The following is a 21,840-nucleotide window of genomic DNA, read 5'->3' as shown; positions in this document are numbered from 1 at the left end:
TCAAAACGAAATTGTAAAGCGCTGTGATGGGATTTCCAATGACTGGTCCGATGGAGGGCTTCCGGGTGGTGGAACTCGGGGTCTGGGTGGCGGCGCCCGCGGCGGGGGCGATCCTGGCCGACTGGGGTGCCGACGTGGTCAAGATCGAACCGCCCGGCGGAGACCCGGCGCGCTCCTTCGGCCGGATGATGGGCCTGGATTCTGATCTGGGCAGCGCCTCGAACCCGCCGTTCCAGATGGACAACCGGTCCAAGCGCAGCATCGTGCTCGACCTGACCACCCCGGAGGGTCGGGGGACCGCCGTCGAATTGATGGCCGGCGCAGACGTTTTCCTGACCAATGTGCGGCCGCCCGCATTGAGCCGGCTCGGACTGGATTTCGCGACGGTGGCCACCCACAACCCGCAACTGGTGTACGGGCTGATCACCGGTTACGGCACCGACGGCCCGGACGCCGGGCGCGCGGCGTACGACGTCGCCGCGTTCTGGGCCCGCGCGGGCATCGCCGACCTGCTGACCCGCCCCGGTGACACCCCGCCGTTCCAGCGCGGCGGCATGGGCGACCACTCCGCCGGGATGACGCTGGCGGCCGCGGTGTGCGCGGCGTTGCTCGCCCGGACCCGTACCGGCACAGGTCAACTCGTCACCACCTCGCTCTACCGCCAGGGTGCGTACACGGTGAGCTTCGACCTCAACACCCTGTTGATGTCCGGACAGCAGGTCGCCATCGGGCAGCGCGAGACCATGGCGAACCCGTGCATGAACAACTACACCGCGGCCGACGGCAAGCGATTCTGGATCGTCGGGCTCGACGTCGACCGGCACTGGCCGCCGCTGTGCCGGGCGGTGGGCCGCACCGAGTGGCTCACCCGCTACCCGACGCCACGGGACCGGTTCACCAATTCCCGGGAGATCATCGCCGAACTCGACACCGTCTTCGCCACCAAGACGCTCGCCGAATGGGCTGCGGTGTTCGCCGGCGAACCGGACTTCTTCTGGTCACCGATCAACTCGCTCGACGATGTGGTGGCCGATGAACAGTTCCACGCTGCCGGCGGAATCGTCTATGTGCCGGAAGGAGATTCGAGCACGCCGATGGTGGCGAGCCCAGCCGACTTCTCGGCCACCCCGTGGCGGCCGCGCGGCCCGGCCCCCGAACTCGGCGAGCACACCGAACAGATCCTCGCCGAACTCAGGACCGCTGACGGTTGACCGTCGCCAGCACACCGTCGAGCTGGTCCCGGCTGAACGCGCCCCCGCTGAACGACACCAGCCGTCCGATCGGGATGGAGCCGAGCATCCGCATCAGGTCGGTGCCTATCGCAGTCGAAGGGCCGGCAGTGGGTGCCTGCTGGCCGGTCGCGGCCAGCAAGTCGGCCACGATCGGTCCGGCCACCGGGTCGTCGAGCAACTCCGCCAGGGTGGAATCCGGGGTGAACGGGAGCGCCGGGGGAGCATCGCCGGACACGCCGACGGCGGTGTGCAGCCGAAGATCCCGGCTCGACGCCCCGACGGCAACGGTGTAGTCGCCCGACTCGACCAGCCGGCGCCCGGCCCGCACATCCCAGTACCCGAGCTCGTCCCGGGGCACCGGGATCCGGACCTCACGCAGTTCCCCGGGAGCCAGCGTCACATCGGTGAATCCGGCCAGCCAGCGGGGCGGTCGGGCCACCCGGGAGACCGGCAACCCGGCGTATACCTGCACCACCTCGCGGCCGGTCCTGGCGCCGGTGTTGACCACCGACACCCGCACTGTGAGCCCGTCGGCGTGCGCATCCACCGACAGATCGGTGTACTCGAAGGTGGTGTAGGACAGCCCGTGTCCGAACGGGAACATCACCGCCGCATCGCGGGCGTCGTACCACCGGTATCCCACGAAAACACGCTCCCCATAAAGGATTCGCCCGTCCTCGGCAGGAAAGTTCAGGTAGGCCGGCGAATCCTGCAATCGCACCGGCACCGTCTCGGCGAGTCGCCCGGACGGGTTGACGGCGCCGAACAACACATCGGCGATGCCACCGCCACCACCCTGGCCGAGCAGCGCGCCGTCCAGGATCGCCGGGGCCAGCCCGGCCACCTCGTCGAGTCGCAGGACCCCGCCGTGGGCCAGCACCACGACGGTGCGCGGTTGCACCTGCACCACGGCCGACAGCAGGTGCAGTTGTTCGGCGGGCAGGTCGATATGGGTGCGGTCGAAACCCTCGGACTCCTCCTCGGCGGCCAGGCCGAGGAACACCACCGCGGTATCGGCATCGGCTGCAGCGGACAGCGTCTCGGCGGTCAGGTCCTCGGCGTAACTGACCGCATGCTCGCCGGCGTGGCGGCGGATCTCCTCCAGCGGCACATCCACCCGGGTCGGATTCACGTGGGAACTGCCGCCGCCCTGGAACCGCGGGGTCACCGCGAACCCGCCGATGACCGCGATCGAGGACGGTACCAGCGGTAGCAGATCATCGTCGTTCTTCAACAACACGATCGACCGCGCGGCGGCTTCGCGGGCCAGCAGGTGATGGGCCTCGGCATCGAAGGTGGCTGGGCCGGAATCGTTTCCGGTGACCCGGGCGGCCAGGCCGGCTACCCGTTCCGCGGCGCGGGCCACCGCGGCCGCATCGAGGGTCCCCGACTCGACGGCGGCGACGACGTCGGCGTCGGTCACCCCGTTGCTGGACGGCATCTCGAGGTCCAGCCCGGCGGCCACCGCTGCCACCCGGTCGCGGACCGCGCCCCAGTCGCTGACGACGGCACCGTCGAAACCCCACTCGCCGCGCAGGACATCGGTCAGCAACCAGCGGTTCTCAGCGGCGTACACCCCGTTGATCCGGTTGTAGGAGCACATCACCGTCGCGGGCCGGGCCTGTTTGACAATGTGTTCGAAGGCGCGCAGGTACAGCTCGCGCAGGGTGCGTTCGTCGACGGCCGAGCTCGAGCGCATCCGGTCGTCCTCGGCATTGTTGACTGCGAAGTGCTTCAGCGATGCGCCGACGCCGCGGCTCTGCACCCCGCGCACCCACGCGGCCCCGAGCGCACCGGCGAGCAATGGGTCTTCGGAGAAGTACTCGAAGTTGCGTCCGCAGCGCGGATCCCGCTTGATGTTCACCCCGGGACCGAGCAGCACGTGCACACCGAGCGCCCGGCTCTCGACCCCCAGTGCTGCGCCGATGCGTTCGACGAGTTCGGGATCCCAGGTCTGGCTCAGCCCGACGGCGGGCGGGAAGCAGGTCGCCGGTTGGCTGCGGGCCAGGCCGAGATGGTCGGCGCTGCCGGCCTGTCTACGCACTCCATGTGGACCGTCGGTCAGCAGGATCGCCGGGACATCGCCGACCGTCTTGGTGGTCCAGAATGTCGCGCCGCTGCCCAGTGCGGCCTGTTCGGCGAGGGTGAGGTGCTCAGTCACCGTTCCTATTCTTCACCCTCGCCGCGTGCCGCAGCTGCGCCAGGAACTCGTCGCCGTCGTCACTGCGGACCAGATAGTGCGAGATGGCCACCCGGATCGCGGTGGCCGCGGCCACCGCGGCGTCACTACCGGGAGTCAGGCGCTCCAACCGCTCCCGCATCAGCGGGATGAACTGAGCCAGCCGGGCGATGACATGCGCGGGTTCGATGTCGACCATCCGCAACCCGGGATAGGACCGCTGGTAGTCCACGATGATCTGCAAGGTCGCGTCGAGGCGTTCGTCGGGGCTCAGTTCGGCGGGCACCCGGGCCACCGCGCGGTCGTAGTGTTTGCGCTCCCAGACCACGAAGGCGTCGAGCAGCTCGTCCTTGGAGGCGAACCAGCGGTACAGGGTGGGGCGCGACACCCCGGCCTGGGCGGCCACTTCGGAGAGGCTGAGCTTGGTCATCCCATGGTTGCCCAGCACCTGGGCGGTGGCGGCCAGAATCCGCTCGCGGGTGCTGTTCTCCGCATCCGCGGGTGTTGCCTCCGGCATCGCTATACCTTTACAAATTATCGACGTACTGTCACGCTAAATGAGCGCAACGCCGTCGTTGCACGCCCGTAGGAGGGAATCGCCGTGACAGTTGCCAGCGCCCCGCAGGCACGCGAATACAGCCCGTTCGACATCACGTCCCACAACTTCTGGAGCCGGCCCTTCGACGTCCGCGACCAGACCTTCGCGCAGTTGCGGGCGCAGGACGGGGTGAGTTGGCATCGGCCGCTGCCGACCCTGTTCGACATCGAGGAGCCCGGTTTCTGGGCGCTGACCCGCCGGGCGGACATCCAGTTCGCCAGCCAGAATCCCGAACTGTTCACCTCCACTCTGGGGGTGGCACTCGATCCGATGCCCGCCGAGGTGCAGAAGTTCGCGACGTTCTTCCTGGGCATGGATCCGCCCGAGCACACCACCTACCGGCGGCTGATCAGCTCGGCGTTCACCCCGCGCAATGTGCGCCGCATCGAGGAGCAGATCCACGCCAACGCCGTCGCCATCGTCGACGATCTGATCGGTGCCGGTGACATCGATTTCGTCGAAGCCTGCTCGGCGCAACTGCCGATGCGGACGATCTCGGACATGCTCGGGGTGCCTCCCGCGGACCAGCCTGCGCTGGCCAAGGCGGCCGAAAAGCTGTTCAGCATGAGCGATGACGAGTACTCCTCGCTGGAGGAGCGGGCGATGGACACCGTCAACGAGATCATGCTGATCTCGGGTACCGGGGTGGAGCTGGCAAAGTTTCGCCGCGCCAACCCGGGCGATGACCTGATGACCGCCATCGTCAACGCCGAGGTGGACGGGCACCGGCTCACCGACGAGGAGATCGGGGCCTTCTTGATCCTGCTGGCCTCGGCGGGCAACGACACCACCAAGCAGACGACCACGCATGCGATGCTCGCGCTGGCTGCTAATCCGGACCAAAGAGATTGGCTGATGGAGGATTTCGAGGGCCGGATCGGGATGGCCACCGAGGAGTTCGTGCGCTGGTCCACCCCGGTGCTGCAGTTCGCCCGGTTCGCCACCCAGGACGTCGAGGTTGCCGGTCAGCAGATCAGCGCCGGGGACAAGGTCGGCCTGTTCTATTGTTCGGCCAACCGGGACGAGAGCGTGTTCGCCGACCCGCAGCGGTTCGACCTGAGCCGTTCACCGAACCCGCAGGTGGGTTTCGGTGGGGGCGGGCCACATTTCTGCCTGGGCAACCAGCTGGCCAAGAGCGAACTGCGCAACATCTTCCGTGAGTTGCTGACCCGGCTCAAGACCATCGAGCTCGGCGAGCCGGATCTGTTGTACAGCAGCTTCGTACACGGCATCAAGCGGCTGCCCGCGCACGTGCAGTGACGGCTCAGCCGCTCAGTTCGGCGGCCAGCGCCGCGCTGATCGCGCGGTAGGCGAGATCGGCGGCGGCCTGCCAGTCATGGTCGGCGTCGACGATCAGGGCTGCGGTGAAGTGCGGGCTCAGATGCGCCGTCACGGTGGTGACCAGGGTGTCGGGAGCAGCGTCCCTGCCGCCGGCGGAGCGCCACAGGGTGGCGGCGATGTCGGCCATGGCGCCCCGGAAGTCGTTGCGGCGCCGCCGCTCTGCGGCAGCCAGGTCGGCGGGCAGGTTCCGGCGCGATGCCAGCTCGAAGAATCCCGGACCGATGGTGGAGTTCATCCGGTGGGCGGTGTCGCAGGTGTCGCGCAGCCAGTCGGCGGGATCGCCGGCCTGGTAGGCGGGCAGGCCCCGCAGGTAGCCGCTCATGCCGGCCTCGAATGCAGCCCCGAGCAGTTTCTCGCGGGATTCGAAGAGTCGGAACAGCGTCCGTCGACTTACCCCGGTGACCTCGGCGAGCTGATCCATCGTGACATCCAGGCCGTTCTGCAGCACCGATCGCCGGGCCAGGGTGAGGATGTGGTCGACCGTGGCCTGGCGCTTGGCTTCGGCCACTGTGGCGGTCTTGGGCACCGTCGGAGTTTAGCCTGGGCCGCGCCTGTTGACACTCATGAGTGTCATAAGTGACACTTGGCCGTGTCGATACGGAGGTTCCCATGCCCGCGCGTCACCTCGCCACGCACTCCATCGTCGACGTCGATGACGACACCATCGCCGCGGCACTCGAGCAACTGTCGGTGCCTGCCCTGATCGCCTCGGTTGTCCAGATCACCGGTGATCCGTCCGTCATCCGCGGTCCGGTCCGCCCGGTCCAGTTCGTGCAGAACGAGTTTCAGGGCCTGATCGACGAGGACGGCAAGGCGCTGCTGCGTCGCCGCGCGCATCGCGAGATCTGCGCCTGGCGTGACGCGGGCTGCCCGGAAACACCGTCGCTGAGTACCGATCTGATCCGGGAACTCATGGACTGGATAGCCTGCGAACCGGTGCCCGACGACAACGCCGCGCTGTACCTGGAAGAGATGGACCTCGGCGGCGGCAACCCCCGTGCCATCGCCGGACCGGATGGGCTGAGCCCGCCGCCGGGATTCTCGGTGCTCATCATCGGTCTGGGTGCGTCGGGCCTGCTCGCGGCGATCCGGCTGAAGGAGGCCGGCATTCCGTTCGAGGTCGTCGAGAAGAACCCCGATGTCGGCGGCACCTGGTTCGAGAACAGCTACCCGGGCTGCCGGGTCGACGTGGCCAGTCACTTCTACTCGTACTCCTTCGAGCACGTCGGCGATTTCACCGCGTACTACACGCGTCAGCCCGAACTCCACGACTACTTCCGGTCGGTCATGATCCGCCACGACATCGGCACGCACGTGAGCTGGGGCCGCGAGGTGGTGCGCGCCCGGTGGGACGACGAGTCGGGGCATTGGTCGGTGACGCTGCGCGGCGCCGATGGAAGCACCGAAGACCGGACCGCCACGGCCGTCATCTCCGGTGTCGGCTTCCTGAACCGGCCCATGATCCCGGAGTTGCCCGGGCTGCAACGGTTTCAGGGACCGGCGTTCCACTCGGCGCGATGGGACCACGAGGTGGATCTGCGCGGTAAGCGGGTGGCCCTTATCGGTGCGGGGGCCAGCGGCTTCCAGATCGGTCCCGCCATCGTCGACGACGTCGACGAGTTGGTGGTCTTCCAGCGCACGCCCCAGTGGATGGCGCCCAACCCGCGCTACCACGCCGGCGTGACCGACGGCGAACGCTGGGCGATGCGGCACCTGCCCGGCTACTCCCGCTGGTACCGCTTCATGCTGATGTGGCAGTCCAGTGACAAGATGCTGGAACTTGTTCGCGCTGACCCGGATTGGCACGACTTCCCGCGGACCGCGAACGAGGCCAGCGCCGCGCGGCGCGAGATCTTCGCCAACTGGATCAACGATCAGGTCGGCGACATCCCGGACCTCGCCGAAAAGGTCACCCCGCAGTACCCGCCGATGGCCAAACGCATGCTGCAGGACAACGGAAGCTGGCTGCGGTGTCTGCGCCGGGAGCACGTGACGTTCTGCAACGACCCGATCATCGGTATCGACGAGAAGTCCATCCGCACGGCCACCGATCAGTTCGAGGTCGACATCATCGTGCTGGCCACCGGATTCCGGGCCTCCGAGGTGCTGTGCCCGATGGAGGTGATCGGGCGGGAGGGTGTTCCGATCTCGCAGGTGTGGGACGGTAAACCCGAAGCCTTCAACGGCATCTCGGTGCCCGGCTTCCCGAACTTCTTCATGATGGCGGGTCCGGGCACCGCACTGGCTCACGCCGGCAGTGTCATCTTCATGTTGGAATGCCAGATGCGCTACATCGGCGCGGCGCTGCGGACCGTGATCGAGCGGGGCGGGCGCAGCATCGAACCCACCGCCGAAGCCTATGCGCGCTACAACCGGGAACTGCAGGACGAGGTCGCCACCCTGATGTGGGGGCACCCGTCCATCGAGCACTCCTGGTACAAGTCACCCGACGGTGGCGTGTACGTGCTCAGCCCGTTCGGGTCGGTCGAGTACTGGAAGCGCACCCGTGCTCTCGCGGACGAGGATCACGTGCTGGGCTGATCGGCCGTCACCGATGTCCTGATACATCACTTGCGCGCCTGGGCTTTCGGGTGTAGTGTCGAACACAAGTTCGAATGCGATGTTGCTCCCAGTGCTCCACGGTGAGCTTCAGACTGCGACTCCGGTCGCCGAGGGGTTCGATGGTCCTGCGGGACTGTGCGGACCGTGTTGCCTGATCGTGCCTTTGGGCACCTTCTGTGAAAGTCGGTATCCGTCATGGACGCCATTCATCTGGACACGTTCGTCGATACGTTGATCGATGATCTCGCCGTCACCGCTGTCCCGGAGGACGATGCCGAGCGCACGTTGTTTCATCTGCTGGACTGTCCCCGGTTGGTCGATGAGCCCTCGCTGCTGGCGGTGCTGGTGGCCGCAGTCACCGCCCGCAACCTGCTCGACCATGTGATCGCCCAAGCGGTTACGGCCGCCGAACGGCTCGGGGTCCCGGCGCGCCGGCACCTACGTACCGGAGCCGATCTGCTCACCAGTCTCGGAGTGGCCCCCGGCGCGGCGCAGCGGGCGGTACGGGTGGGCCGTGCAGCACCCGCCCTGCCCGCCCTGACCGGCCAGCAGCGCCTCGGCGGAGTGGGTATCGAGTTCGCCGACGCGGTCGGGCGCGGGATCACCCACATCCACAACCGGACCCCTCTGTCGGAGGAGGACCGGGCCAGGGTCGTGACGAAGCTGATGATTCAGACCACCCCGGCGCAGGTGAGCAAGAAGGCCCGCGAGATCGCCATCGAGCGTGCTTCGACGGTGCCGGGCGACGCAGGCGCGGTGCCGATCGCCGAGAACACTGACCTCAACGAGATGACGCTGATCCAGACCGACGAAGGACGCGTCGCGGCGACTCTGGATCTGGATGCGCTCACCGGGGAGGAACTGTTCGCGGCGCTGGATCCGTTGTGCCGGCCGGTTCCGCTGCCGGACGGATCGCCGGACCCGCGGCCCACCCGGCGGCGCCGCGCCGATGCGTTGGGTCAGGTGCTGCGCACCTATCTGTCCGGCCAGCAGCGCCCGATGTCGGGGGGTGTGCTGCCGCACGTCACCCTGATCCGGCCCGCCGGTGTCGACAGCCTCGGTTTCACCGGGCCGGTCAGCGCGCTCACCGCCGATCTGATCTGCTGTGACAGCACCCTCACCGCGGTAACCGTCGACGACGCCGGTGCGCCGCTAGACGTCGGGCGCTCCGAACGGTTGTTCACCCCTATCATCCGAAAAGGCTTGGCGGTACGTGACCGTGGCTGCGCATTCCCCGGCTGCGGAAGGCCCGTGTCCTGGTGCGACGCCCACCACATCCAACCCTGGAACAGCGGAGGCAGCACCTGTATGGACAACGGGGTGCTGCTCTGCCGCAGCCACCACACCGCCATCCACCACGGCGGCTGGCAGGTCTACCTCGGCCCCGACCACCACCCCTGGTTCATCGCACCCCACGACCCGGCCGGACCTGAACCGGCGCGGCTGCGTTCGCACGCCCGACGCACCATGACCGACCTACCCACCGCCGCATAACCCAGCCACAGGCACCTTGACAACTCCACAGCGAACCCGCACACGCGGCGGGAACCGGCACCGAGGACGCCCCGGACCCGCCACGATGAAGCACGGCACGGCGCCGAGCGACCGCTAAGGCTTCTCCCGCCGGCGCACCAGCACCGACTGCTGGATCGCGCCGACCGGGCCCTGTTCATCGAACAGAGTGCCCAGTGTGGTGCCGATCCCGTCCGGTCCGTAGTTGGTCTCGGCTCGGATGCCGATCCACTCGCCTTCGGGCACCCGGTGGATGTGCACCACCAAATCGGTGTTCATGAACGTCCACTGCCGGATATCCAGCTTGGTGCCGATCCCGTTGGCGTCATCGGCGACCGCGAACAGCCGTTGCAGTGGCGTCATCACCTCACCCTTGACCACATCCACCGTCGGGCTCAGCCAGGATTCACCCGGACCGTCGGCCAATGGTGTTGTCAGCCAACGCCAGTCGACGCTGTGCACATAGTTGCGGTCCCAGTCCTTGGCCATGTCCCGGCTGCGGGCCTGGGCCAGTGGGGCCAACGGCGCGGCCGGAGCGTGCAGCACCGCGCTGGTGTCCTGCTGCTGCAGCCGCCATCCGCTGGCCCGGGCCACCGGTCGCGGGGTGCCGTCCGGCCCGGGAGCGAGCATCTCGGCGGTCACCAGTTCGATCTGCTTGCCGGAGCGTTCCCGCTGCGCCCGCACCCACAGATCGCCCTCGGCGGGCACCGGCCCCAGCAGATCGATCAGCACCCGGCTGAGCCGGGTGTCCTCGCGCTGCTCACAACGTTCCAGGGCGCGGGCCAACAACGCCGACACCGGGGCGCCGTGCTGGATGGAGGCCGACCAGGTGCTGCGCACCAGATCGGTGGCGGCGAACTTCTCGCCGATGGGATCGTCGGCGTCGATGAGTTCGTAATAGCAGTCCGACATGGGTCTTCTTTCAGGGTGCGGGAACGTCGACGCTGACCGCGTCGAGGGTGGACAACCTGGTGCCGACCAACCGCTCCGGATAGGCGTCCGTGCTGGACAGCAGGAACAAGGTGCGGCCCTCGGCGCCGCCCAGCGCACACGCGATCGCGGTCCGCCCGGAGATGTCGATCCGGTCGGTCACGCCCTCGTCCGTGATGCGCTCGAACTGGTGAGCCAGCGTCATCGCCGCCCACACCCCGCCCTCGGCGTCCACCGCCAGCCCGTCCGGTGGGCCGTCCAGGCCGTCGGCGAACACCCGCCGATCGTGCAGGGCGCCGGAGTCCGCCACGGTGTAGGCGGTCAGCCGCCGCGCGGTGGACTCGGCGACGATGAACGTCCCGTCGGGGGAGATGACCATGCCGTTGGGGAAGTCCAGGTCCTCAGCGACCACGGTGAGCCGGCCGTCGGGGTCCAACCGGACGATCACACCGCCGTCGCGGGCCTGCGAACCGATGTAGGCACGGCCGTGCGCGTCGACGACCATGTCGCCGAGGTCGGCCGGCACCAGATCGGCGAGATCGGCCAGCACGGAGACGCTTTCACCGTCATAGGCCAGGATCTGATGCGCCTTGGTGGAGACGATCAACAGGGTGCCGTCCGGGCGGAAACCCAGGCCCGACGGCGCGTGGCCGGGCAATGCCAGGGTGGACATCTCGCCCTGCGGGGTGACGGTGTGCACGGCCTCTCCGAGCATGTCGGAGAACCACACCAGCCCCTCGAACCAGCGCGCGCCCTCGCCGAAGCAGAACCCATTGGCCAGCGGCTGGACTGTCATGCGGTAACGATAGCCGACACGACAGCCATACCTTTACAAAACACGCCTCAAATGTCACGCTCCCTGGGTGCGTAAATATCACCGCCACACGTTGTTGTATCTGCACGAGACGATCGAACTGGGCCGCGGCACCAGCGCTCAGTTCACGGAGTGCTTCAACGGGATCTACCACCCGATGATGCAGCAACTCGGCGCCCGGTTGTTCGCGCTCTGGGAGACCACGCCCTACAACGGAAACTGGCCGCAGGTCACCGTCATCTGGGAGATCGACGCCTTCGCCGACTACGCCCGGATCGGCAAGGCGCAGGCCCCCGGCGGCAGCCACGCGGGCGCGGCGGCGGAATGGACGGCCTATCTGTCCGGCATCGGAGCCCACGGTGAGGGCCGGATCATGTACGCGGCCCCGCAGAACCGGAACCTGGCGCAACTGCAGGAAGAGGGATTCACGGCCGAACTGGTGATCCAGGAGATCATGCAGACGAAACCCGGCAAACAGGACGACTACATCCGCGAACTCGAGCGGCTCTACGTACCGTGGTCGGAAAGTACCGGTAAGCGTTGGCTGGGATCGTTCACCACCACCTTCCGCTTCAACGAGGTCATCCACTACTGGGCGCTCGACGGGGGCTGGGAGTGCTTCGAGAACCACTACCCGTCCTGGAAGGACGCGCCACCCGCCGAGATCGTCACCTGGATGTCGGTCGCCCCCGCGCTGCGCGACGGTTGGGAGGATTCCATCCTGGCCGCCCTGCCGCCCTCGCCGCTGCAATGAGAGCCACCGTGCCGCAATCATTCTCATACGATCCCTTCGATCCGGCGGTGATGGCCGACCCGCTGCCGTACTACCGGGTACTGCGGGATGAGCATCCGGTGTACTACCTGCCGAAGTGGGACACCTTCGCGTTGTCCCGGTTCGACGACATCTGGGAAGCGTTGCGGCTGGCCGATGGAACCTTCGTGGCATCCGAGGGCACCTTGCCGTCCGCGGCGGTGCTGGAACGACACAACAGCGGCCCGGTCGCCGATCCGCCGCTGCACCCCATGCCGTTTCACGCCAACTTCGACTCGCCGATCTATGAGAATGTGCGGCGCTGCACCTCGGCACAGTTCCGGCCCCGTTCGGCGGCCACCCTGGCCGACCGGATCCGCACCGTGGCCAACGAACGCCTCGACGAGTTGTTACCGCGCGGCACCTTCGACCTGACCCAGGACTACGGCGGACACGTCGCAGCCACCATGGTCTGCGAATTCGTGGGTCTGCCGGTCGAACTGGCGCCCGAGGTGCTGGCGACGGTCAACGCCGGCAGCCTCGCGCAGCCCGGTGAAGGTGTGGAGGTCGCCAACTCGCGGCCCGGCTACTTGTCCTATCTGACCCCGATCATCGAACGCCGTCGCGCCGAAGGGGCGGACGGCAGCGTGCCGATCGCGGACAGTCTGGTCAACTTCGTGCTGCCGGACGGGTCCGGCTTCAGCGACACCGAGGCTGCCACCCAGATGCTCGGGGTGTTCATCGGCGGCACCGAGACCGTCCCGAAGATCACCGCAGCCGGGCTGTGGCAGCTCGCCCGGCATCCCGACCAGCTCGCCGCGGTGCGCGCCGACCTGGACACCAATGTGCCGATCGCCCGCGAGGAGATCCTGCGCTACACCGCGCCGGCCCAGTGGTTCGCGCGAACCGCGCGGCGCCCGTACGAGATTCACGGCACCACCATCAACCCGGGGCAGCGCATCATCACCCTGCTGGCCTCGGCGGCCCGTGACGAACGCGAATACCCGGATCCGGATGCCTTCATCTGGAACCGGCCCATCGAACGGTTGTTGGCGTTCGGGCACGGCCAGCACTTCTGCCTCGGTGTGCATGTCGCCCGCCTCGAGGTGACCATCATGATCCAGGAGTGGTTCAAACGCGTGCGTGATTACCGGATCATCGCCGAGGCCGCATCCCGGCCACCGTCGAGTTTCCAGTGGGGCTGGAACAATATCCCCGTCGAAGTGCCCGTGGAGGTCTGACATGTGGGGATACCGTCTGATCGCGCCGTTCACCTTCGAACGCACCGACCGCCCCGTTCCCGACCCGGACGCCCTGGCCCCGGGTCAGGTGCTGCTACGGTTCCTGGCCGCCGGCATCTGCGGGAGCGACCTGCCCGGCTTCCGCGGCACCCAGGGCAAGCTGCCTGCTGACACCGGATGCTGTGCCGCCGAGATGGACGGTTTCCCGATCCACGAGATCGCCGGGGAAGTCCTGGCCAGCGCGCATCCCGCACACGCGGCGGGGGACCGGGTGGTCGGCTGGGCCTCCGGATTCGACGGACTGCAGGCGCAGGTGGTCGCCGACGGTGACGGATTGTTCTGTCATGCACCGGATCTCAGCCCGGCCCAGGCCGTCGGCCTGCAACCGCTGGCCTGCGTGCTCTACGCCGTGGAGCAACTCGGCGATGTGGCCGGTGCCCGCGTCGCGGTGATCGGGCAGGGCTCCATCGGCCTGTTGTTCAGTTATGTGCTCAAGGCCGCCGGCGCGGCCCACGTCACCGGCGTCGATCCCGTCGACCGGGCGGCCCTGGGACCGGCCTTCGGCGTCGACGAGGTGGTGCGCGCGACCAGCGACCGGTGGGTGCGGCACCTGACCGACAAATTCGACGTCGTGGTGGAGACCGTCGGGCACCAGGTGGCCACCCTGAACCACGCGCTGGAGGCCGCCGCCGTCGGAGCCACGGTGTTCTACTTCGGGGTCCCCGACGACGACAGCTACCCGATCAGCATGCGCACCATGCTGCGCAACAACCTGACCCTTAAATCCGGTGTGACGCTGGAACGCCGGCGGGTGCTGGCCGCCGCGGACGCGTTCGCCGGCGAGCATCCCGACCTGCTGCCCGCCTACCTCACCCACACCTTCGCGGCCGATCACGCGCAAGCCGCCTTCGAACAGGCCTGCCGCCCCGACCCGACCCGGGTCAAGATCGCGATCGTGGGGGACCCCGCATGAGCCGCCTGCAGGACGCCCTGGCCGCCAGCGACCAGATCTGGGGCGGCTGGGTGGTCGGGCCCACCATCATCGGCCCCGAGGAATTCGCCCAGGCCGGATACGACTACGTGGGATTCGACGTCCAACACGGCTATCTCGACGACGCGGATGTGGCGCTGTTGCTGCGCCGCTTGGAACACGTTCCCATCGCCACGGCGGTGCGACTGCCCTCGGCCGATCCCGCACCCATCGGCCGGGTGCTCGACGCCGGTGCGGACGCCGTCATCATCGCCATGGTGGAAACCGCCCAGCAGGCCGCCGCCGCGGTCGCCGCGACCCGATACGCCCCGGCCGGGGTACGCAGCTTCGGACCGCTGCGGGCATCGCTCGGCCACGACACCGCGGCACTGGAGGCGGGGGCGAGCGTCTACGTGATGATCGAAACCGCCCGAGGGCTGGCCGCACTCGACGAGATCTGCGCGGTACCGGGTTTGACCGGCGTCTATCTCGGGCCCGCCGATCTGGCCATCTCGATGGGCCACCGGCTGTCGGAAGCCTGGACCCACCCGGATGTGGGCGCGGCGATGGCCGAGATCGAGTCCACCGCGGCCGCCGCCGGATTGGTCACCGGAATACACGCAGGCACCGGCGAACTCGGAAAGGTCGCGGCCCGGATGGGGTTCCGGATGATCACCTTGGCATCGGAATCCCAGGCGCTGCGCCGCGGGGCCGCCGCACATCTGGCCGAGGCAACCGCCGGGACCGTGGACCCGGCCGGACAGGACGGATACCTACAGTGACGACACAACCTGTGGCGCTGGTGACCGGTGCGGCGCGCGGACAGGGCGCGGCCATCGTCGCGCGACTGCACGCCGACGGATTCCGGGTCGCGGCCTGCGATCTGCTGCCCGACGAATTGCGCGACAGTACAGCCGGATACGGCGACGACGTGATCGCTGTCGAGCTCGACGTCACCGACGAGGCGCAGTGGCGCGCCGCGGTCGCCGCGACCGTCGAACGTTTCGGCGCCCTGAGCGCCCTGGTCAACAACGCCGGCGTGCTGCACCGGGCCGGGCTTGCCGACGAGACCGCCGCCGGGTTCGAGGGCAGTTGGCGGGTGAACTGCCTGGGCCCGTTCCTGGGCATCCAGGCGGTGCTGGAACACCTCAAGGCCGCCGACGCTGCCTCGATCGTGAACACCTGCAGCACCAGCGCCATCCGGCCGTTCCCGAACCATTCGGCCTACGGTTCGTCGAAGTGGGCCCTGCGCGGCCTCACCCAGGCGGTCGCGGCGGAACTGGCCCCCAGCGGTATCCGGGTCAACGCGGTCTTCCCGGGGCCGATCGCCACACCGATGCTCGACGAACGCACCCAGTCCCGGCTGGCCGAGACCTCCACCGCCGGCCGGTTGGGCAGCCCGGTCGAGGTGGCCGATGCGGTGGCCTTCCTGGTATCGCCGAAAGCTTCCTTCATCACCGGCTCGGAACTGGTGGTCGACGGCGGCCAGATGCTGCAGATCGGATAGCGCGGATGGCCGACGACACGACCGGCGGTATCGCCGACCGGCTGGACCCGGCCCTGCGTCACCTGGCCGCGGCCCGCACCGATCTGTCCGCCGAGACGCTACCTGCGGTACGGGCCTTCCTCGACCAGCGTCGCGCCGACGGTGTGGCCGGCATCGACACGGCCGGTGTCGACATCGAGGATGTGGCCGCCGAGGGGATCCCGGTCCGCATCTACCGGGGCGGCACCGCCGGTGCCGTGGTGTACTGCCACAGCGGCGCGTTCGTGCTGGGCAATCTGGACACCGACCATCTGCAATGTGTCGAATTGGCGCGCCGGGCCGGCGTGACCGTGGTGTCGGTGGACTACCGGCTGGCCCCCGAACACCCGTACCCGGCCGGCCTCGACGATGCCCTGGCGGTACTGCACTGGACGGCGCAGAACGCGAACGGGTGGGGGATCGGTGCGGACCGGGTGGCGGTCGCGGGCAGCAGCGCCGGCGGTGCGCTGGCGGCCCGGTTGGCCCAGTGCGCCGCGAACGGGACCGCACCGCGGATCCGGTTCCAGCTGCTGCACCAGCCGGTGCTCGACGACGGCCTCACCCCGTCCAAGCAGGAGTTCCACGACACCCCCGGATTCGACGGTCCCGCAGCGGAACTGATGTGGCGCTACTACCTTGCCGGCACCCCGCCGACGGCAGGATCGGTGCCCGCCCGGGCTGCCGACCTCAGCGGTCTGGCACCGGCGTTCATCAGCTGCTCGGAACTCGACCCGTTGCGCGACGAGGCCGTCGACTACGCGCTGCGGCTCATGTGGGCGGGCGTGCCGACCGATCTGCACGTGTTCGCCGGCACCTGCCACGGGTTCGATTCGCTGCTGCCGGACTGGGAGATCAGCACTCGGCTGTTCGACATGCAGGGCGCGGCCGTGCGCCGCGCCCTACAACTCAGCTGAGCGCGTCGAGTTCGCGGGCGACCGCGGCGTGATAGGCGTCGATGTGGGACGGGTTGACGATCCGGAAGAACCCGTCGCCCATCGGCTGGTCCCGGTAGGCCTCGATGGTCATGGTGCGCTTGAACAGCGTGACACCAGGATCGGGCCGGCTGAAGTGGTATTCGATGGTCATCCGGCCCTCGAAGCCACCGTTGCCGTCGTAGTCGGTGCCGAGTCGGCCGACCGAACTGAACACCCACATGCGCGGCCGGGTGGCGATCGCCAGCTGCCAGGTGAACACCCGGTCCTCGGTGGGATGGGCCTCCTGCCAGGTGTCACCCACCCGCAGCGGCAGGGTGTCCCGCACGCCGGTGATCCGCGGCCCGCCCGGATAGGTCTTGGCCCAGTTGACCGGGTTCGTGACGAAATCGTAGATCGCCTCCGCCGATTGGGTGAACGCGGTCTCGGAGCTGGTGGTGACGATGCCCAACAGGGTGCCTTTCCTGGACAGGGGTGGTGATCAGCAACCGCAGTCGCCGGTGCCGCCGCCTGGCAGCTCGGCGATCATATCCACGCGGGTGTCATCGAAACTCAGGAATCCTTTGATGGCAGCGGATTCCGGAGGCGTGTCCGGGTAACTCCACGCCACGTCCGCCACCTCGACGCCGCCGATCACCGCCGACCAGTACGTCGCATGGCCCTTGTAGTTGCAGTAGCTCGTGGTCGCACTGCGGCGCAACAGATCGGTACGCACCGTCGCCGGGTCGACGTACAGCCTTGGCGCCAAGGAGGTTTCGTAGAGGATCACGGTGTCGACGGTGTCCACCAGTACGGTGTCGCCGATGCTGACCCGCAACCCCCGGTCGGTGGGCAGGCAGTCCACCCGGTGGTACGGATTCGGCGGATAGTGCACCAGCAGGCGCCCTTCCTCGAACCAGCTGTCCACCGCATCCCATGGCACCCGCACATAGCCGGGTTTCTGCGGAACGGGCTCGCTGGGCAGGCCGCCGACCTCGGCGGCGGGGAAGGCGTAGCTCAGCGGGTGGTCGCGGCGGTGCACCATCAGCGCCGACTCGGTGTCGATCACGTTGTGGCCGTTGCGGACTGCCTGGATGCGCCGCGGGTGGGGCTCGATGAACACCAGGTCATCGGGAATTGCCGGGAAGAACTGGCCGGCCGGATCCCGGCTGAGCGGCCCGCGTCCGGCGTACAGAGTCATGCGGATAGCTTTACAGATTGTCGAATAAATGTCACGCTGGGGGTGCGGCCCCGCCGCCTCCGTCCAGATCGGATCGCGAAGGAGACAGCCACCGTGAAACCCACCCCCATCAGACCCGATGGACGTCACCCGTTCGGCGAGCGAACAGGGGTGGGCGTGCGCGCCTCGGCGAGCGCGCTGCTGTCCTACGACCTCACGGTGGTGGCGACCGACGTCCGGGACGTGGTCGCCGGCGCCGGCGGCTGGCTCTATGACCGGGTCCGCGCCGGATGGAAGGTCACCGTGGTGATCCCCGCCTCCAGCGATGCGCGCCCGTTGGAGGTCCTCGGCGTCCGCACCGTCACCGCGGGCGCAGAGGCCAGGGGGCTGGCGACCGAACCCGCGGCGCTGGCGGTGCCCGCGCACCTGCTCGACGCCGATCCGGCCGTGCGGCGCCACGTCGTCGGGGCGCTCAAGCGCGGCAGCGCGGAGGTGACCATCTGGGGCGACTGCACGAGCCTGGATGTCGGCTGCACCGTCGGCCCCGCGCAGTACCGGCTCGGGCCGGCCGCGCGTGCGTTCAAGACCCACGCGCTGGCCGCTGCGGGGCTGAGCTCGGCGGCCGCGCCCGTCGAGCATTTCCACAGCCGCGCCCTCTGGTATCCGGCCGACGGGCCGGATCTGACCGCAATCCGCTGACGCACACACGAAAACGCCCCGGAAGCCGGTCCGTTGCTAGGAGGCCTCCGGGGCGTTGTCGTCGATTTCGGTTAGCGGTACCAGCCGCGGCTGCGGGCGATCCAGTCGCGCGCCACGATCCCGAGGATCACGACGGCGAAGATGATGAGGAACAGGTCCTCGACATGGCCGACGTGGTTGCCGTGCGTCATCAGCAGAAGGAACAGTGCCGCGAAGATACCGATGAAGTGCAGGACGCGTGGGTTCTCGGCGGACCAGCCCCATTTGGCCGACGGCACTTCTACTTCGTCGACGCCGATGTAGCGCTCGACCTCGGTCTTGCCCACGGATACTCCTCACGCGTATGCCCGGATTGCTGCGGCCATTCTGGCATACCCCGGGGATTTCGCCCGATAGGTGGGTACGTTGCGTACGTGGCAGAGCGCTGGCGCAGGAAATCGGTCGAGCAGTCCATCGCCGACACCGACGAGCCCGATACCCGGCTCCGCAAGGATCTGACGTGGTGGGACCTCACCGTCTTCGGGGTGTCCGTCGTCGTCGGCGCCGGCATCTTCACGGTCACCGCATCGACCGCGGCGAATATCACCGGCCCGGCGATCTCGCTGTCGTTCATCCTGGCCGCGGTCACCTGCGGGCTGGCGGCCCTGTGCTACGCGGAGTTCGCCTCCACGGTGCCGGTGGCCGGCAGCGCCTATACGTTCTCCTACGCCACCTTCGGTGAGTTCGTCGCCTGGATCATCGGCTGGGATCTGATCCTGGAGTTCTCCATCGGCGCCGCCGTGGTCGCGAAGGGCTGGTCCAGTTATCTGGGCACGGTGTTCGGCTTCTCCGGCGGGGTCGTCGCGATCGGTCCGCTGGACCTGGACTGGGGTGCCCTGCTGATCGTCGGCGTGGTGGCCGTGCTGCTGGCGATGGGCACCAAGTTGTCCTCGCGCTTCAGCCTGGTGGTCACCGCCATCAAGGTCTCGGTGGTGCTGCTGGTGGTGATCGTCGGGGCCTTCTACATCAAGATCGCCAACTACGACCCGTTCATCCCGCCCGCCGAAACCGGCGCCGAGGCCACCGGATCGGGCCTGGACCAGTCGCTGTTCTCCCTGCTGACCGGCGCGGCCAGCAGCCACTACGGCGTCTACGGGCTGCTGGCCGGCGCGTCGATCGTGTTCTTTGCCTTCATCGGTTTCGACGTGGTGGCGACCACCGCGGAGGAGACCAAGAACCCGCAGCGCGATGTCGCCAAGGGCATCCTGGCGTCCCTGGCCATCGTCACCGTGCTCTATGTGGCGGTCGCGGTGGTGCTGGCGGGCATGGCGCCGTACCTGGACCTCAAGGAGGCCGGGGCGGGCCACCCGAACCTGGCCACCGCCTTCGAACTCAACGGGGTGAACTGGGCCGCCAAGGTCATCTCCATCGGCGCGCTGGCCGGGTTGACCACCGTGGTGATGGTGCTGATGCTCGGGCTGTCACGGGTGCTGTTCGCGATGTCGCGGGACGGTCTGCTGCCGCGGTCGATGGCACGCACCGGGGAACACGGCACACCGGTGCGCATCACCGTGCTGGTCGCGGTGTTGATCGCCATCGCCGCGTCGCTGTTCCCGGTCGGCAAGCTCGAAGAGATGGTCAACGTCGGCACCCTGTTCGCATTCATCCTGGTCTCGGCCGGCGTGATCGTGCTGCGCCGCACCCGCCCGGACCTCAAACGCGGATTCCGGGTGCCGCTGGTGCCGCTGCTGCCGATCGCCTCGATCATCGCCTGCCTGTGGCTGATGCTGAACCTGACCGGGCTGACCTGGGTCCGGTTCGCCGTCTGGATGGCGGTCGGGGTGCTGATCTACCTGCTCTACGGCCGTCGGCACTCACTGCTGGGCAAGCGTCAGGCCGGGCTGACGCCGGAGGTCCACTGAATGCAGTTCTGGAGTGGGACTCCGTTCATGCCCACCCGAGCGGCGCTGCAGCTCGCCCAGCTCCTCGACGAGGCCGGGTTCGACGGCGTGATCTGCGCCGACCACATGATCTATCCGAGGGAACTGAGGTCGCGGTATCCCTCCGAGAGCGGGAAACCGGGCTGGGCGCCGGAGACGGCCTGGCCGGACTCCTGGGTGATGATCGGCGCGATGGCGGCGCTGACCAGCAGGCTGCGCTTTCTCCAACGCGGTGTACGTCGCCCCGTCACGGCCACTGCTCGACGTCGCCAAGGTGGTGGCCACCGCCGCAGAGGTGTCCGAGGGCCGGGTCTCGCTCGGGGTCGGCGTCGGGTGGATGCGCGAGGAATACGAGTTGATGGGCCAGGATTTCGCGACCCGCGGTAAACGGCTCGACGAGATGATCCCGGCGCTGCGTGCGCTCTGGCAGGGCGGGTGGGTGTCCTGGAGTGGCGAGTACTACCAGGTGCCCGAGCTCATGCTCGAGCCGCACCCGCCGGCGCCGGTGCCGATCCTGTGTGGTGGTGAGTCCGAGGTGGCGTTGCGCCGGGCCGCCCGGCTGTGCGACGGCTGGGTCGGCACCGCCTATCTGCTCGAGGAGGCGACGCGCTACGTGGACCGGCTGACCGACCTGCGCCGCGAGTACGGCCGGGCCGACGAGCCGTTCGAGGTGTTGCTCGCGCTGCTGGACCGCCCGTCGGTCGAGCTGTACCAGCGGGCGGAGGAGGCCGGGATCACCGCGGTGCTCTGCGCGCCGTGGGCCGCGGCCGAGGACCAGCGCGGCGCGACCATGCGGTTCGCGGAGAAGATCATCAGCCGTTTCCGGTGATCCCGGCCCCCTGCGATCACATCGGCGGCATCAACACCGAATCGACCAGGTACACGGTGGCGTTGGCGGTCTGCACGCCTCCGCACACCACGTTCGCATCGTTCACCCTGAGCTCACCGGGCGCACCGGAGGTGACCGCCACATCGGCGCCCTGCAGGGTGGTGTGGGAGCCCACGACCTGAGCGGGCCCGGCCTGTCCCTGGACCACGTGGTAGGTCAGGATGCTGGTCAGCAGCTCCGAATCGGTCTTCAACCGGTCGATGGTCGCCGGGTCGATCTTCGCGAACGCCTCATCGGTGGGCGCGAACACCGTCAGCGCGGGCGCGCTGTTGAGTGTCTCGATGAGGTTGACCTGTGGGTTCAACTGGCCGGACAGCGCCGAGGTGAGGGTGGTCAGCAGCGGGTTGTGCGAGGCCGCGACGGCCACCGGATCGTGCGCCATCCCGGCCACCGACGCCGGGCCCTCCGGGTTCTGCGCGGCGTACGCGGCGCATCCGGGACCGACGAGTTCGGCGTTCGCCACGCCGGTCGAGGTGAGCAGGAGGCCGGCCGCCGCCGCTGCGGCACACGTGACGCCGGCGAGCTTCTGGCTGTTCATCGAGAGCTTCATGAGCATTCCTTCGTTGTGGCGTATGTGTTTCGGATGA

21 protein-coding genes and 1 pseudogene are annotated in these 21,840 nt (G+C 68.4%); 13 read left to right on the top strand and 9 right to left on the bottom strand.

The annotated features are described in order from the left end of the window. Window positions 1-38 precede the first annotated feature (38 nt). Window positions 39-1,211, top strand: a complete 1,173-nt coding sequence (locus V4U86_RS17095) for a CaiB/BaiF CoA transferase family protein (RefSeq protein ID WP_395307145.1) — start codon at window positions 39-41, stop codon at window positions 1,209-1,211. Here the strand turns inward: V4U86_RS17095 and V4U86_RS17090 are convergent. Further along, the gene (locus V4U86_RS17090; RefSeq protein WP_395312089.1) at window positions 1,192-3,402 is read right to left on the bottom strand and encodes a glycoside hydrolase family 3 C-terminal domain-containing protein; all 2,211 of its coding nucleotides are present in this window, start codon (window positions 3,400-3,402) and stop codon (window positions 1,192-1,194) included. The genes V4U86_RS17095 and V4U86_RS17090 overlap by 20 nt on opposite strands. Next, window positions 3,386-3,928: a TetR/AcrR family transcriptional regulator gene (locus tag V4U86_RS17085; RefSeq protein WP_395307144.1), complete on the bottom strand. Its 543-nt coding sequence runs from the start codon at window positions 3,926-3,928 to the stop codon at window positions 3,386-3,388. The genes V4U86_RS17090 and V4U86_RS17085 overlap by 17 nt, the downstream gene beginning before the upstream one ends. 84 nt (window positions 3,929-4,012) lie before the next feature. Between V4U86_RS17085 and V4U86_RS17080 the strand changes: the two genes are divergently transcribed. After that, window positions 4,013-5,269 carry a cytochrome P450 gene (locus V4U86_RS17080; protein WP_395307143.1) on the top strand — a complete coding sequence of 419 codons (1,257 nt, stop codon included), beginning with the start codon at window positions 4,013-4,015 and terminating at the stop codon, window positions 5,267-5,269. A gap of 4 nt (window positions 5,270-5,273) precedes the next feature. Here the strand turns inward: V4U86_RS17080 and V4U86_RS17075 are convergent, their stop codons facing one another. Beyond that, window positions 5,274-5,876, bottom strand: a complete 603-nt coding sequence (locus V4U86_RS17075; protein WP_395307142.1) for a TetR/AcrR family transcriptional regulator — start codon at window positions 5,874-5,876, stop codon at window positions 5,274-5,276. A gap of 83 nt (window positions 5,877-5,959) precedes the next feature. On the opposite strand from V4U86_RS17075, the gene V4U86_RS17070 reads away from it, so the two are divergent. Beyond that, window positions 5,960-7,891: a flavin-containing monooxygenase gene (locus tag V4U86_RS17070; protein ID WP_395307141.1), complete on the top strand. Its 1,932-nt coding sequence runs from the start codon at window positions 5,960-5,962 to the stop codon at window positions 7,889-7,891. Window positions 7,892-8,107: 216 nt separating this feature from the next. Continuing rightward, window positions 8,108-9,406 (top strand): HNH endonuclease signature motif containing protein, encoded by a 1,299-nt coding sequence (locus tag V4U86_RS17065; RefSeq protein ID WP_395307140.1) that lies wholly within the window; start codon window positions 8,108-8,110, stop codon window positions 9,404-9,406. A gap of 114 nt (window positions 9,407-9,520) precedes the next feature. Here V4U86_RS17065 and V4U86_RS17060 read toward each other — a convergent pair whose 3' ends face one another. Both V4U86_RS17060 and V4U86_RS17055 read right to left on the bottom strand, forming a co-directional pair. Then, window positions 9,521-10,336 (bottom strand): thioesterase family protein, encoded by an 816-nt coding sequence (locus V4U86_RS17060; RefSeq protein WP_395307139.1) that lies wholly within the window; start codon window positions 10,334-10,336, stop codon window positions 9,521-9,523. Window positions 10,337-10,346: 10 nt separating this feature from the next. Continuing rightward, window positions 10,347-11,150: an SMP-30/gluconolactonase/LRE family protein gene (locus tag V4U86_RS17055; protein ID WP_395307138.1), complete on the bottom strand. Its 804-nt coding sequence runs from the start codon at window positions 11,148-11,150 to the stop codon at window positions 10,347-10,349. A gap of 67 nt (window positions 11,151-11,217) precedes the next feature. Between V4U86_RS17055 and V4U86_RS17050 the strand changes: the two genes are divergently transcribed. From V4U86_RS17050 to V4U86_RS17025, 6 genes are read left to right on the top strand one after another with little or no spacing between them, the layout of a single operon-like run. Then, window positions 11,218-11,922, top strand: a complete 705-nt coding sequence (locus V4U86_RS17050) for an NIPSNAP family protein (protein ID WP_395307137.1) — start codon at window positions 11,218-11,220, stop codon at window positions 11,920-11,922. Beyond that, on the top strand, window positions 11,919-13,160 hold the full coding sequence (locus tag V4U86_RS17045) for a cytochrome P450 (protein WP_395307136.1): 1,242 nt from the start codon (window positions 11,919-11,921) through the stop codon (window positions 13,158-13,160). Before V4U86_RS17050 ends, V4U86_RS17045 begins: the two co-directional genes overlap by 4 nt. Window position 13,161: 1 nt before the next feature. After that, a complete protein-coding gene (locus V4U86_RS17040) occupies window positions 13,162-14,133 on the top strand; it encodes a zinc-binding dehydrogenase (protein WP_395307135.1) in 972 nt (323 codons plus the stop codon). Next, the gene (locus V4U86_RS17035; RefSeq protein ID WP_395307134.1) at window positions 14,130-14,912 is read left to right on the top strand and encodes an HpcH/HpaI aldolase family protein; all 783 of its coding nucleotides are present in this window, start codon (window positions 14,130-14,132) and stop codon (window positions 14,910-14,912) included. Before V4U86_RS17040 ends, V4U86_RS17035 begins: the two co-directional genes overlap by 4 nt. Continuing rightward, window positions 14,909-15,637, top strand: coding sequence for an SDR family NAD(P)-dependent oxidoreductase (locus tag V4U86_RS17030; RefSeq protein ID WP_395307133.1), 729 nt, complete (start codon window positions 14,909-14,911; stop codon window positions 15,635-15,637). The genes V4U86_RS17035 and V4U86_RS17030 overlap by 4 nt, the downstream gene beginning before the upstream one ends. Window positions 15,638-15,642: 5 nt before the next feature. Further along, complete coding sequence (locus tag V4U86_RS17025; protein ID WP_395307132.1) at window positions 15,643-16,569, top strand: alpha/beta hydrolase; 927 nt, start codon at window positions 15,643-15,645, stop codon at window positions 16,567-16,569. Here V4U86_RS17025 and V4U86_RS17020 read toward each other — a convergent pair. Continuing rightward, complete coding sequence (locus V4U86_RS17020; RefSeq protein WP_395307131.1) at window positions 16,562-17,038, bottom strand: SRPBCC family protein; 477 nt, start codon at window positions 17,036-17,038, stop codon at window positions 16,562-16,564. The genes V4U86_RS17025 and V4U86_RS17020 overlap by 8 nt on opposite strands. A 30-nt stretch (window positions 17,039-17,068) precedes the next feature. Beyond that, window positions 17,069-17,767: a DUF427 domain-containing protein gene (locus V4U86_RS17015; RefSeq protein WP_395307130.1), complete on the bottom strand. Its 699-nt coding sequence runs from the start codon at window positions 17,765-17,767 to the stop codon at window positions 17,069-17,071. Window positions 17,768-17,860: 93 nt separating this feature from the next. Here V4U86_RS17015 and V4U86_RS17010 point away from each other — a divergent pair, with 93 nt between their 5' ends. Further along, complete coding sequence (locus V4U86_RS17010; protein ID WP_395307129.1) at window positions 17,861-18,445, top strand: hypothetical protein; 585 nt, start codon at window positions 17,861-17,863, stop codon at window positions 18,443-18,445. Window positions 18,446-18,516: 71 nt separating this feature from the next. Here V4U86_RS17010 and V4U86_RS17005 read toward each other — a convergent pair whose 3' ends face one another. Beyond that, on the bottom strand, window positions 18,517-18,771 hold the full coding sequence (locus tag V4U86_RS17005; protein ID WP_395307128.1) for a DUF2631 domain-containing protein: 255 nt from the start codon (window positions 18,769-18,771) through the stop codon (window positions 18,517-18,519). Window positions 18,772-18,858: 87 nt separating this feature from the next. On the opposite strand from V4U86_RS17005, the gene V4U86_RS17000 reads away from it, so the two are divergent. Next, window positions 18,859-20,346, top strand: coding sequence for an amino acid permease (locus V4U86_RS17000; RefSeq protein WP_395307127.1), 1,488 nt, complete (start codon window positions 18,859-18,861; stop codon window positions 20,344-20,346). Then, window positions 20,347-21,193, top strand: a pseudogene (locus V4U86_RS16995) (TIGR03619 family F420-dependent LLM class oxidoreductase). Between the two features lie 16 nt (window positions 21,194-21,209). Here V4U86_RS16995 and V4U86_RS16990 read toward each other — a convergent pair. Then, window positions 21,210-21,803 (bottom strand): fasciclin domain-containing protein, encoded by a 594-nt coding sequence (locus tag V4U86_RS16990; protein ID WP_395307126.1) that lies wholly within the window; start codon window positions 21,801-21,803, stop codon window positions 21,210-21,212. Window positions 21,804-21,840 lie beyond the last annotated feature (37 nt).

The organism is Mycobacterium sp. AMU20-3851, assembly GCF_043974665.1.
In the GTDB taxonomy this organism is placed as follows: Bacteria; Actinomycetota; Actinomycetes; order Mycobacteriales; family Mycobacteriaceae; genus Mycobacterium.
Note: the sequence above shows the minus strand (reverse complement) of the source record. Positions and strands in the feature narration are given on the sequence as shown.

Excerpts from the sequence above, each read along its gene's own strand:
- V4U86_RS17095 (WP_395307145.1), top strand. The coding sequence starts at position 39 with ATGACTGGTCCGATGGAGGGCTTCCGGGTGGTGGAACTCGGGGTCTGG.
- V4U86_RS17085 (WP_395307144.1), bottom strand. The coding sequence starts at position 3,928 with ATGCCGGAGGCAACACCCGCGGATGCGGAGAACAGCACCCGCGAGCGG.
- V4U86_RS17070 (WP_395307141.1), top strand. The coding sequence starts at position 5,960 with ATGCCCGCGCGTCACCTCGCCACGCACTCCATCGTCGACGTCGATGAC.
- V4U86_RS17065 (WP_395307140.1), top strand. The coding sequence starts at position 8,108 with ATGGACGCCATTCATCTGGACACGTTCGTCGATACGTTGATCGATGAT.
- V4U86_RS17060 (WP_395307139.1), bottom strand. The coding sequence starts at position 10,336 with ATGTCGGACTGCTATTACGAACTCATCGACGCCGACGATCCCATCGGC.
- V4U86_RS17055 (WP_395307138.1), bottom strand. The coding sequence starts at position 11,150 with ATGACAGTCCAGCCGCTGGCCAATGGGTTCTGCTTCGGCGAGGGCGCG.
- V4U86_RS17045 (WP_395307136.1), top strand. The coding sequence starts at position 11,919 with ATGAGAGCCACCGTGCCGCAATCATTCTCATACGATCCCTTCGATCCG.
- V4U86_RS17040 (WP_395307135.1), top strand. The coding sequence starts at position 13,162 with ATGTGGGGATACCGTCTGATCGCGCCGTTCACCTTCGAACGCACCGAC.
- V4U86_RS17035 (WP_395307134.1), top strand. The coding sequence starts at position 14,130 with ATGAGCCGCCTGCAGGACGCCCTGGCCGCCAGCGACCAGATCTGGGGC.
- V4U86_RS17025 (WP_395307132.1), top strand. The coding sequence starts at position 15,643 with ATGGCCGACGACACGACCGGCGGTATCGCCGACCGGCTGGACCCGGCC.
- V4U86_RS17015 (WP_395307130.1), bottom strand. The coding sequence starts at position 17,767 with ATGACTCTGTACGCCGGACGCGGGCCGCTCAGCCGGGATCCGGCCGGC.
- V4U86_RS16990 (WP_395307126.1), bottom strand. The coding sequence starts at position 21,803 with ATGAAGCTCTCGATGAACAGCCAGAAGCTCGCCGGCGTCACGTGTGCC.